This window comes from Alienimonas chondri (assembly GCF_013036045.1).
In the GTDB taxonomy this organism is placed as follows: Bacteria; Planctomycetota; Planctomycetia; order Planctomycetales; family Planctomycetaceae; genus Alienimonas; species Alienimonas chondri.
In genome coordinates, this window is record NZ_WTPX01000143.1 from 1 (window position 1) to 11,652 (window position 11,652).

Consider the following 11,652-nt stretch of genomic DNA (forward strand, 5'->3'; position numbering starts at 1 on the left):
GGGCGCTCCGATGCCGCGGAACGATCCGGCGGGGAATCGGCGGGGTCGGTGTCGAGGATGTGTGCGAGCGGGCGGGACGCGGCGGGCGGGTTACTCTAAAGCGATTCGCCCGCCCCGCCACCGGACCGATCCCCGGATGTCGCCCCCTCTCTTTCCTGCCGCGGCCCGACGTTCGCCGGCGTGGGCGGTCTTCGGGGGCGTGGCGCTGCTCGCCTGCGTTCTGCGGAGCGTCGCGGCGTGGCGGTGGGGAGCGGAGGTGAACGACGACGTCGACATGTACCGCGGTCTGGCGGAGAACCTGCTCGACGGCGCCGGCTACGTTTCGCCGGAGACGAACGTGCCCACGGCCTTTCGCCCGCCGTTGGTTCCCCTGATCTACGCGGCACTGGGGAACGCGGGCGCGGCGATCGTGCTCTTTCACATCGCCGCCGGAACGGCGACGGCGGCGCTGACGGTTCGGTTGGCCGGGCTGCTGAGGCTCGGTTGGATCGGCGCCGCGATCGCCGGAACCGTGGTCGCCTGCGACCCGATCCTGCTGCGGTACACGCCGCGGCCGATGACCGAGGTGACCGCGGCCCTGCTGACGGTCGCGCTGCTGTGCTTGATCTGCGCACCGCCGCGGACCCGACCGAGCCCCGACCGTCAGGGAGGGGCCGCTCACCTGGGTTCGAAGAACAGAAGTTCGAAAGTTGATCGCACGATCGAGAGCGGCCGCCACCCTGACGGCCGGGGCTCATGGGGGCTCATTGTTCCGCTGCTGATTGGGATACTTTTCGGCCTGAGCGCGCTGTGCCGACCGACGATCTGGGCGTTCGGCGGGCTGTGGGCGCTGGCGTGGGCGTGGGATCGCCTCCGCGGCCGGGCCGGCTGGCTGCACGGTTGGGGGCGAATCGCGGCCGGGGCGCTGGGAGTCGTGTTGACGGTCGGGCCGTGGGCGGTTCGCAATCAGTTCGTGTTCGACAAGCCGATCGTGATGACGACCCACGGCGGTTACACGCTGCACTTGGCGAACAACGCAGTGTTCTACGAGGAGGTCGTCCGCAGTCCGGCAGGGGCGGTGTGGGACGGGGAGAGTCTCCTTCGATGGCAACAACGAACTCGCTCCAACTATGAGACTGACGTTGGATTTGGCTCCTTCGTCAGATGGGGGCGTGGTTATTGGTTCCCGCCAAAAGAGGGCTGGGAAGGAGCACCTCGTGAGGTTCCTGTAAGTTTATTCCGAGCGATGGAAATGGATCGCAGAATGATGGACGCGGACTCATTGCGTCTTACTTGGCTTGAGGGAGATGACCTACTGGTGGAGTGGGGACCTGGCGACTTCCGGACCGCCGCGGACGAAACCCGCCGCGACCGCTGGCACCGCGATCGGGCGATCGAAGCGATCAAGGCCGACCCGCTGGGCTTCGCCCAAGCCGTGCCGCTGCGGATCAGTCGACTCTGGAGTCCCGTGCCGATCGGACCGGCGGCGGACGGGGTGCCCAAAGTGCTGTGGTGGGCAGTGGGCGGGTGGAACGTCGCCGTGTTCCTGCTGGCCGCGTGGGGAACCGTGCGGGCGTGGCGGAGCGAGAACTGGGCGGCTTGGCGGCCGGTTCTGCTGCTGCTCCTGTCGCTGACGGCGGTGCATGCGGTGTACTGGTCGAACGCCCGGATGCGGGGCGCGGTCGTGCCCGCGATCGCCGTGCTGACCGCGGCGGGGGCGTGCGGGCTGGTGCGACGGGGACAGCACGCGATGACGGAACCCGAACCGGGGTCGGGAGTTGGGTCGTTCGGGGGCGAAGAGAAATCGTCGGCGCTTCGGGCGACTTCCCGTTGACCGCCCGCGGCCGGGCGGGCTAGCACCCCCGGTTCCCCAATCGCTGCCGCACCCGGTCCGCACGTTCGTGCGGGCTTGCGCGGTGATTGGTTCACCGAATACGGACGAACGGCTTCGCCCTTGCCGGCCCCCGCCCGCCGCCGATTGAGTCTTGCCGACGCCGCCCGGATCGCTCCGGTCGCGGCGGCGTTGAGCCTGTGCGTGTGCGGAACCGCGTGGGGACAGAACGCCCCAGCCCCGCTGTTCGACCCCGGCCCGCCGCCCGCTCCGCCGGCGGATCTCGGAGTGCTGGACGGCCCCCCGGGCACGCCCGCTCCGCCGCCCGCCGTCGCGGCTCCGTCGCCGGTCCCGCTGTTCGGGGACCCCTTCCGCCGGCTCGGTCGGCCGCCGCAGCCGATTCCGACGGCCGCGCCCCGTTTGCAAGGGCTGCCGGGGCTGCCGATCCCGGCCCCGCGACCGCGGCCGCTGCTCGATCTGCTCAATCCGTTCAGCACAGCGGCGCCGGTCCCTCAGGACGCCGAGCCCCCCACCGACGCCGATTTCGACGGCGAAACCGAGCCGGTCGTGAAGGGGCTGACCGTCTCCGCGCTGCGCGTGCGAACCTGGCAGCCGGACACCGGCCAAACCGGTCCCGGCGCGAGGAACATGGCGGCGGCGCTGGAGAAGATCTCGTTGCTCCGCGGCGACGTGACGCTCACGCAGGGCGACGCGACCGTCACCGCCCGCGAAGGCGTGTTGTGGCGGCGCCCGAACCCGACCGGCTCCGGCGAGCTCGTCACGATCTACCTGAACGACGACGTTCGGCTGACCCAGCCGGGGCGCACGGAGTCCAAGCCGTCGATCGTGCTTGAACTGGCGCCGTCGTCGCTAACGGTGGACGCCGTTAACGAAACCGTCGGCGAACCCACGACGCCCGATCCGCTGCTGACGCGCGCCGTCGAGGCTCGGAAGTACAGCGGCGGCCTGAATCGCACCACCCGTCTGGTGCCGCCGGATAGTTCGCTCCGCAGCCCGCAGGCCGGGTCCGGCGTGAATCTCCTCACCCCCGATCCGCCGGAGGAAGAACCTTCCAACGACCTCGGCGACGGCCGTCCGGTCGGCGGCGACAGCGGCGTGCGACGCATCCAAATGTTGCCCCGCACCGCGGTGCCCCCGTCGGTTCGATCGTTCGAGAACGACGACGTGTTACCGGCGGAGCAGGTCACAGTGGTCACGGGCGGCATCCGGTTGATCGTCGATGGGATCGACGCCCCCGGCGGCTTCGGCGATCCGCTGCCGGGCGAGCCGACCGATCAGATCAGCCTCGCGGCGGAGAACGCCGTCGTCTGGACCCGTTCGTCAGTCGGCGGGGCGGGGGTCGTACCGAACCAGGCCTCCGTGCAGCCGGCGGACTTCCCGCTGACGGTCTATCTCGAAGGCAACATCGAGATTCGGCAGGGTCGAAACGTCATCCACGCGCAGCGGGCCGTCTACGACATTCGTGCCGACCGCGGTTTGCTGCTGGATGCGGAACTATCCACCACGGTGGCAGGCGTGGGGCCGAACCGCACGGAAGGCAAGGTCCGCGTCCGCGCCCGCGAACTACGGCAGCTTGCGGAGGACAACTTCCGCGCGAGAAACGCCTGGACCACCACCAGCGAGTTCGGCTTCCCCGGCTATCGCCTGCAGAGCCGTGAATTATTCCTCGAACCCCGCTACGACGACGCTCCCCGCGCGGGGGCGGAACGCGTCGTGAACCCCGCGACCGGCGAAGCCACCACGAAGCGGAATTGGATCCGGAGTTACGACAACCGTTTGATCTTCAATTCGCCCACGACCGGCGACGTCTCCTCGCCGTCGATTCCCTATCTCGCCGCGCCGGCCGAAGATCCGCAGATCCCGATCCGCAATATCCGCTATGTGAATAACAACCAGCTGGGGAACGGTCTGGAGGTGACGTACGACCCGTTCGTGCTGTTCGGGATCGATCAGCCGTCGGGCGTGAACCTCGATCTGTTGACCGGGGTTTATTCCCGGCCCGCGATCGCCGCCGGTCTGCGGGGGTCGTATAGCGATCGCAACCTGTTCGGCATGCCGGGCAACGGGGCCGGCGAGGGCATCGCCTGGTTCGTGCATGACGACGGTCTGGATCGGCTCGGGATTTTTCGCCGCGATATCGAACCGACGCAGAACGGCCGCTATCGGTTCTTCTGGCAGCATCAACAGATTCTGCCGTCCGACTTCCTCTCCGGCCGCGGTCGAGTAATCGCGAAGGTCGGGAAACGCAGCGATATTAACGTGCTCGAATCGTGGTGGGAGAACGACTGGGACACCCAACCCGACGAGAGCACCCTGATTTACGCCACCAGTTCCTTCGAGAACTACGGGTTCTCGAACTGGGCATGGGAGGCCCTGGGGCAGGTTCGCACCAACGACTTCGTGACCGATACCGGCTGGTATCCGAAACTCGATCTCTACGGCCTCGGCGAGCCGCTGCTGAACGGCGCCGTGACGTATTCGCAGCACAGCAGCGTCGGTTACGGCGATCTGGACCCGGCGTCCTACCCGGAAGGCCTCGGCTATACGATCAATCCGCTATTCACGAACGTGGATTACACGCCGAACAGAAGCGGCGGCGTGGCGCTGACCCGGCACGAATTCTCCGCCCCGTTCTGGACGGGACCGTTGAATATCACCCCCTTCGTGATGGGCGAAGGAGCGGCGCAGGAGGAAGGCCTGGACGGCAGCAGCGCCGTGCGATTCGCAGGCAGCGCCGGCGTGCGGGCGGCGTTGCCGTTCTCCCAGGTCTGGCGGGATATCCATAGCCGGACGCTCGGCGTAAACGGACTGGCGCACAAGGTCCGTCTCGAAGCGGAGTACCGCGCCACCCGCACGACGGAACCGTTTACTGAGTTCGCCCAATACAACTCGCTGGACGACGACGCTCAGCAGCAGTATCGGGCTCGCATCCCGCGATCGATTCTGGATCTGCCGCCCGGCACGCAGGTTCCGCGCGAACTCGACCCGCGTTTTTACGGCATCCGCACCGGCGTGGGCACGACCGTCTCCAGCCCGGTCTGGGAACTGCTCGAGGACCAGAACGTCCTGCGGCTTGCGGCTCGGCAACGCCTGCAGACGAAAGTCGGCGCCCCCGGGTTCGAACGCATTAAGGACTGGATGTCGCTGGATCTCGCCGCCTCCCTCTTCCCCAATGCCGACCGAGACAACTTCGGGGAGACGTTCGGTCTCGTCTCGGCGGATTACACATGGAACGTCGGCGATCGCACGCGGTTCCTCGCGTCGTCCATGTATGACTCCTTCGAGGGCGCCCCGCAGGAATGGAACGTCGGTTTCCTGACGCAGCGGACGCGCCGCGGTAGCCTGTACGCCGGCGTCCGACACGTCGAGGGATCGAATATTGACTCTACGGCCCTCGTCGGCAGCTACAGCTATCGCATGGGGCCGAAGTGGGCGACGACCGCGTCGGCGTTCGTGGACGCGGATGATTCCCGGAACGCCGCGGAGACCCTCACGCTCACGCGGATCGGGACGGAGTTTAACGTTTCGTTGGGCCTTCGCTATAATAACGCTCGCGGCGATACCGGCATTATCTTCCAGATCGAGCCGAGGTTAGCGTCGAGCGCTTTAAGCGGACTGCTCGGGCCGCAGCCGGATCTGTGATGCGCCCGGACCCGTCCGCCGATGCGGATGCGAACCGACCTGTTCTCCCGCCTTCGGAAGGCCGCCGCTTGACCGTTCTCGCCGCCCCGCCCCGCCCCGAACCGGATGCGGACGACGCCCCCGGTCCACGGCTCGCCGCACTTCCGACGAGTTCTGAACGCGTCGCCGTCTCCGACGTCTCCCTTCCACCGACCTCCGGCCGGCCGGGGCGTTTACTGGGGCGCCGGATCGCGGCGGTGCGGAAGCTGCAAGGCGTCCGCCGTCGGGCGACGTGGCGGCAACGGCTCGTCGAGGCCGAACGCGGGTTGGTCCTCGGATTCCGACGCGACGGCGTGCTCGCCGGGCATGTCTTCGTGCTGACGTTAGCGATCGCCGCCGGGGTGGTGTTCGAATTGAATACGTCTCGCTGGTGCGTGATCTTTCTCGCCCTCTCCGGGGCGATGGCGGCGGAGTTGTTCGGCCAAGTCATCGCCGCGCTCGCCGCGGCGGTGGTTCGCGATGAAGAGGCGGATTCCGAGCTGACCGCCCAGGTGACCGGTGCGGTGCGGCTCTGTTCGGCCGCCGTCGCCGTCGCGGCCTGCGGCGCCGCCGCGGCGCTGGTCGCCGTCTTCACCCCCGCGGTCGTCCAAGCGTTGGGCGGGTGAGCGCCCGCAGGGACGTTAAGGGATCGTTTCCACGGCGTCCCGTACCAGCCGTTTTAAGACCTCCCTGGTCAGCGGAACGTCCTCCTGCGTCCGCGACACGCCCGGTTCCGTGCGATAGCGGGCCAGCGTGAAGGCGCCGGCGCCGGCCGCGCTCAACATGACTTCAAAATAACTCGTCGCCCCGGCGTCGCGCGTCGGCGGCACGCTGCGTATCAACAGTTCGTCGCTTTGCGGGTCGAACTCCAGAGGACCGAGTCCCTCCAGTAAATACGTGATCCTCGCACACAGATCGCGGCCCCATTGCTCCAGCGTCGCCTGCGAGGCTCCCGCCAACGACGGCACGTCCAGCGACAGGTGCGACAGCGCCACGCCCAGCGTCTCCACCGCGGCGAGGTGCGCGTCGACCGTGACGCCGTCGTCCGCGGTCAGCAGCAACGTCCCCCCCGTGGTCCCGCCGGATCCCCCGGCCAACAACCGGGCGAGTTGCGAATCGATCTGCTGCGGCAGCGTGGCGGAACTCATGAGGGCTTCCCGCGAGGCGGTTACAAAGGTCGATCAGCCGAATCGCATCGCATCCGGGCGACGTCGACGGGCGCGGGGATTCTTCGGGGTCACGTCGAACTCGTCGCGGTCGCAGAACATGACCGCGGGTTCGTCATCGACGGTGGTCTCCAGATTCACCGGGCGACCCCACAGCTCAGACAGATTCGAGAGCGTCGCTTTCGCCCAGTCCTGCCGCAGTTCGACGCCGCCCCAGTCGTGCCCCAGCAGAAGCTCGCCGCGGTTGCGGTAGTTGCCGTCCAGCACGCGAATCACCGGCCGACCGTGATTCGTCAGGCTGGTTAATAACTGCTTCTTGATTTTCTGAAACTCGCGGGAGGCGATTTCGTAGTAGTCCGTGGAGTCGTTGTAGGCGAAACTGAACATCTTGTGCTTCGCGCAGAACTCCGGCGTGAGGAATTCTTCGATAAAGGTGATGTCGTTGTGCACGCGGCGGACCTCGAAGATCTTCTCGCGGCCTTCCCCGAGTTCGAGATCCCAATTTTCTTTCGCGCCGCGGTCGTCGCACGTTTCCCAGTCCGAGCCGTACTGACCTTTGTTCCAGCGCTCCTCGATGTCGCGGAACAATTCGATCCCCAGCTTGTAAGGATTCAGTCGCTGGGGGCTGGTCGCCATCGTGCCGCTGTGATGGTCGGCGTAGGTCACCACCTCGGACGGATCGAGGGCGAATTGCGTCATGATCGTGGTGTGCCAATAGCTGGCCCATCCTTCGTTCATGATCTTCGTCTGGCCCTGCGGGAAGTAGTAATAGGCTTCGTCCCGGATGATCGACAGGACGTCGTGCTGCCAGTCCTTCAGCGGGGCATGATCCAGCAGGAACAGTAAGACGTCCCGCTCGGGACGTTCGGGGAACTTGCGGGAGTCGCGGGCGGACTCGTCCCGCTCCTTCCGCTCGCGGTCCTGTTTCTCCAGCGTCTCGCGCGGATTGACGAACTCGTCCATATAACTCTTCGCCTCGAACCGGTCCGCCGGGGGGGCAGTCTCGTGCCGTTTGCGCTCCTCCTCCGCATGCCGGGCGACCTCTTCCCGCGGTGTGGCGAACGGCAGGTGCGGATCGATGAGATCCTCAATGCTCAGGCAACGGTCGACGAACTTTTCGACTTCCTCATATCCAAATCGGTCGACGTAGCGATTGATCCGTGCGGCGTGGTTCGCCATCTGATCGAGCATCCGTCGGTTCGTTTTGGAGAACCAGGCGTTCTGCTTGAAGAAATCGCAGTGCCCGTAGACGTGCGCGATGACGAGCTTCTGATCCGCCAGCTCGTTCGCCGTGAGCAGATAGGCGTAGCAGGGGTCGGTATTGATGACCATCTCGTATATTTTCGAGAGGCCGTAGGAATACGACTTCATCATCTCGTCGTATTCCGCCCCGAATCGCCAGTGCGGATAGCGGACCGGAAACCCGCCGTACGCGGCGAGCATGCTCATTTCATCGTAGTCGACCATTTCGAAGACGGTGTCGAAGAAATCGAGCCCGTATTCGGCGGCCTTCGCTTCGATGGAGTCCTGCAGCTTGCGGATCTCCTTCGGCAGCGGGCGGTGGGTGGAGAACGGCATGTCAGCGCCCCGTCCCGAGGAAGTCTTTAATCGAGTCGAAGATCGCTTCGCGGTTCTCGATCTCGCTGAGGATCAGGCGATCGTGCTCCCCCTCGACGCGCCTGAGTTCGCGGAGATAATCGCCGCTGCCGTAGGGGCTCTCGACCTGCCCGTAGCAGAACAGGTTGCAGTCCGGGAGGATGTCGTCGGTCAGTTTGGCAAGGCAATCCGCGTTGTCTTCGCCCCAGTTGTCGCCGTCGGAGAATTGAAAGGCGTAGACGTTCCATTCGGACGGGGGAAAGTCCCGGGCGATAATTTTTTCGCAGGCGGCGTAGGCGCTGCTGATGCGGGTGCCGCCGCTCTCCCGGGTGCGATAGAAGGTGTCTTCGTCGACCTCATGAGCGACGGCGTCGTGCACGATGTAGCGGCGTTGCAAGCCGCCATATTGTTTCTTGAGCCAGGTGTCGATCCAAAACGCCTCGGTTCGGACGATCCCCTTTTGCTCCTCCGTCATGCTGCCGGAGACGTCCATCATATAGATCACCGCGGCGTTCGCCTGCGGCTCCGGACGAGTCGTCCAGCTGCGGTATTCTTCGTCGTCGCGGACGGGAATCACGACGGGGTTCTTCGGATCGAACTCCCCCGCGGCGATGCTCCGCTTGAGCGCTCGCTTATAGGTGCGTTTGACGTGCCGGAGGCTGTCCGGGCCGGTGCGGCGAACGCTGTTGTAGCGGTCCTTCGTGGCGCTGATTTCGTCGCGGCCCTTGGGTTCGATATTCGGTAGCTCGAGCGCCTCGCCAAGCATCTCCGCCAGTTCTTCCAGCGAGACTTCCACCTCGCGGATATGGCGCCCCGGTTCGTTCCCCGCTGTGCCGGGACCGTCGCCGTCGCCGGGGCGGCCGCCGCGACCGATCGGCTGGCCGTCCTCGCCCTCTCCCTGCCCGACGCCGCCGCTGCCCTTTTTGCCGTGGCGGAAATGGGGGATCTGAATATTCGGGACGGGGATGGAGACCGTCTCCCGCCCCTTCCGACCGAGCATTTCCCCCTGGGTCACGTATTTCTTCAGGTCGCCGCGGATTTTGCCCCGGACGATCTTTTTGAAGCGCTGCGAATCGCGGTCGATGGCGCGGGACAAGGGACGAGCATTGGGTCAGGGCGAGGGAAGAAACGGAGCGACGGGAGATTAGTGGTCGTCCCCCTTGGCGTCGCCGCGGGCGAAGATGCTGGCGACGTATTGGAGGACGTCCGTGGCGCTCTCGTCGTCGTAACCGAAGTCTCGGATGAGCCGGGCTTTGACCACGTCGATTTTCTCTTGGGTCGCTTCGTCCACGGTGTTCGAGACGATGGAGGACAGCTTGATGCTGTCCTTCTGGTCCTCGAACAGCTTCATTTCCAGCGCCTTCTGCAGGCGCTCGTTGGTGCGGTAATCGAAGCGTTTGCCGTCGAGGGCGAGGGCGCCGATGTAATTCATGATCTCCCGCCGGAAATCGTCCTTGCGCGCTTCGGGGATATCGATTCGCTCCTCGATCGACCGCATCAGACGTTCGTCCGGCTGTTCCTCCTCGCCGGTGAACTTGTTCTTGACCTTCTCCCGCTGGGTATACGCTTTGACGTTGTCGATGTAATTGCCGCACAGCCGGGTGAGGGCTTCTTCGTCGGCGGCGATCGCCCGTTGGACTTCGTTCTTGACGACGTCCGTATATTCCTCCTTCACCACGCTGATGAGGTGTCGGTAGTGCTCCCGGGCCTCGTCGTCGGGGATCAGGCTGTGGTGCTTCAGCCCTTCCTCCAACTCCCGGAGGACCATGAACGGGTTGAGACTGCTGCTCTCCGCATTGATGACCAGCGCGTTGCTGATCTTGTCCTGCACGTAGCGGGGGGAGATGCCGTGCAGGCCCTCGTGCTTCGATTCCCGCCGCAACTGTACGACGTTGTCCGAGGTGAACCCCGGCAGCGTTTTGCCGTTGTACAGCTTGAGCTTCTGCAGCAGCGTGAGGCCCGCGTTGTTCGGCTGTTCGAGCCGCGTCAGCAGCGCCCACATCGCGGCGACCTCCAGGGTGTGCGGGGCGATATGTTTGCCCTTCACCCTGCGGCCGTTGTAATCCTTTTCATAGATCTTGACCTCTTCCTTGAGGCGGGTGACGTAGGGGACGTCGATCTTGATCGTGCGGTCCCGCAGCGCCTCCATGAACTCATTGCTTTGGAGCTTTTTGAACTCCGGCTCGTTCGTGTGGCCGATGATGACGGTGTCGATATCGGTCTGCGCGAACTTCTTCGGCTTGATCTTGTGTTCCTGGGAGGCGCCCAACAGGTCGTACAGGAACGCCACGTCGAGCTTTAAGACCTCGATGAATTCAATCATGCCGCGATTGGCGACGTTAAATTCTCCGTCGAAATTGAACGCGCGGGGGTCGGACTCGCTGCCGTACTCGGCGATCTTGCGGAAGTTAATGTCGCCGGTTAGTTCCGTGCTGTCCTGGTTCTTCTCGTCCTTCGGCTGGAACGTGCCGATGCCCACGCGATCGGCTTCGGACAGCGTCAGGCGTCGCACAACGACGCCTTCGAGCGCCTTGGTCCAGTCGCCGTCGGCCTCGGCGAGGCGCTCGCGGAAGAGGAACCGGCTCAGCGGGCAGACCTCCCCGGTGATCGAAACCTGGTGCGCCTCCTCCGGTTGGCCGGCGTTCAGCATCTCGCAAACCGCGTCCCGCTGGGCCTGCGGGATGAGCTGCAGCGGCTCGGAATGCATCGGATCCCACTGGATGCGGGTCTCTCCGGTCTCCGGGTCTTTCTCCTTCCAGCCGAAGGTATACAGCGCCCCGTCGTCGGTGTGGCTGTAGCGTTCGAGTCCCTTCTTCAGCAGCGCGGCGATCGTCGATTTACTGCTGCCGACGGGGCCGTGCAGCAAGATGACCCGACGCTCCGTGCCGTAGCCGAGGGCCGCGGACTTCAGCGTGTTGACGAAGTCCGTCAGGGTGCGGGTCAGGCCGAAGATCGCGTTGCGGCCGCCGGTGTCGGGATCGTCGAAGAAGCGATAGCGAATCAGCCCCTGCTTCTCGTCCCCGACCGGGTAGGTGCCGTAGCTGACGACCATGTCGTACAGCCGCTGATAGGCGGTGCGGGCGACGCCGGGGTTCTCTCGAACGAGATCGAGATAGTCCGCGAACGAGCCTTGCCAATGCACCTGTCGATAGGCATCGACGGATTGCTCCGCCGCGAGTTTGGCCAGCATCTCCGTTCCGCGGATCGGAACGGGACCGGCGGTCTGATCGGGGGCCAATCGTTCAGGGGCCAGTCGATCGGACGCGTTCGCCGCGGGGGCGGCGGTGTCTGCGGCGGTCATCGTGTCGGCCATAAGGTCGCTCCGTGGTTCCGAACTCGGGGGCGGGGCCGGCCGATTGCGGGCGGATCGGCCGGGAGCGGGCGGCGGTGGGATTTGCC

7 protein-coding genes are annotated in these 11,652 nt (G+C 65.5%); 3 read left to right on the forward strand and 4 right to left on the reverse strand.

The window, feature by feature from the left end; translation table 11 throughout:
* Positions 1–136 precede the first annotated feature (136 nt).
* The 3 genes from LzC2_RS17165 (at position 137) to LzC2_RS17175 (ending at position 6,117) form a co-directional block, all read left to right on the forward strand.
* Positions 137–1,813, forward strand: coding sequence for a hypothetical protein (locus tag LzC2_RS17165; RefSeq protein WP_171189250.1), 1,677 nt, complete (start codon positions 137–139; stop codon positions 1,811–1,813).
* A gap of 120 nt (positions 1,814–1,933) precedes the next feature.
* Positions 1,934–5,473: an LPS-assembly protein LptD gene (locus LzC2_RS17170; protein ID WP_171189251.1), complete on the forward strand. Its 3,540-nt coding sequence runs from the start codon at positions 1,934–1,936 to the stop codon at positions 5,471–5,473.
* A 68-nt stretch (positions 5,474–5,541) separates the two neighbouring features.
* Positions 5,542–6,117 (forward strand): diacylglycerol kinase, encoded by a 576-nt coding sequence (locus tag LzC2_RS17175; RefSeq protein WP_171189252.1) that lies wholly within the window; start codon positions 5,542–5,544, stop codon positions 6,115–6,117.
* A 15-nt stretch (positions 6,118–6,132) separates the two neighbouring features.
* On the opposite strand, the gene LzC2_RS17180 is transcribed toward LzC2_RS17175, so the two are convergent.
* From LzC2_RS17180 to LzC2_RS17195, 4 genes are read right to left on the reverse strand one after another with little or no spacing between them, the layout of a single operon-like run.
* Positions 6,133–6,639, reverse strand: coding sequence for a hypothetical protein (locus LzC2_RS17180; protein ID WP_171189253.1), 507 nt, complete (start codon positions 6,637–6,639; stop codon positions 6,133–6,135).
* Positions 6,640–6,672: 33 nt separating this feature from the next.
* Positions 6,673–8,235: a SpoVR family protein gene (locus LzC2_RS17185; protein WP_171189254.1), complete on the reverse strand. Its 1,563-nt coding sequence runs from the start codon at positions 8,233–8,235 to the stop codon at positions 6,673–6,675.
* A gap of 1 nt (position 8,236) precedes the next feature.
* Positions 8,237–9,349: a DUF444 family protein gene (locus LzC2_RS17190; protein WP_171189255.1), complete on the reverse strand. Its 1,113-nt coding sequence runs from the start codon at positions 9,347–9,349 to the stop codon at positions 8,237–8,239.
* Positions 9,350–9,397: 48 nt separating this feature from the next.
* On the reverse strand, positions 9,398–11,443 hold the full coding sequence (locus LzC2_RS17195; protein WP_171189256.1) for a PrkA family serine protein kinase: 2,046 nt from the start codon (positions 11,441–11,443) through the stop codon (positions 9,398–9,400).
* Between the last annotated feature and the right edge of the window lie 209 nt (positions 11,444–11,652).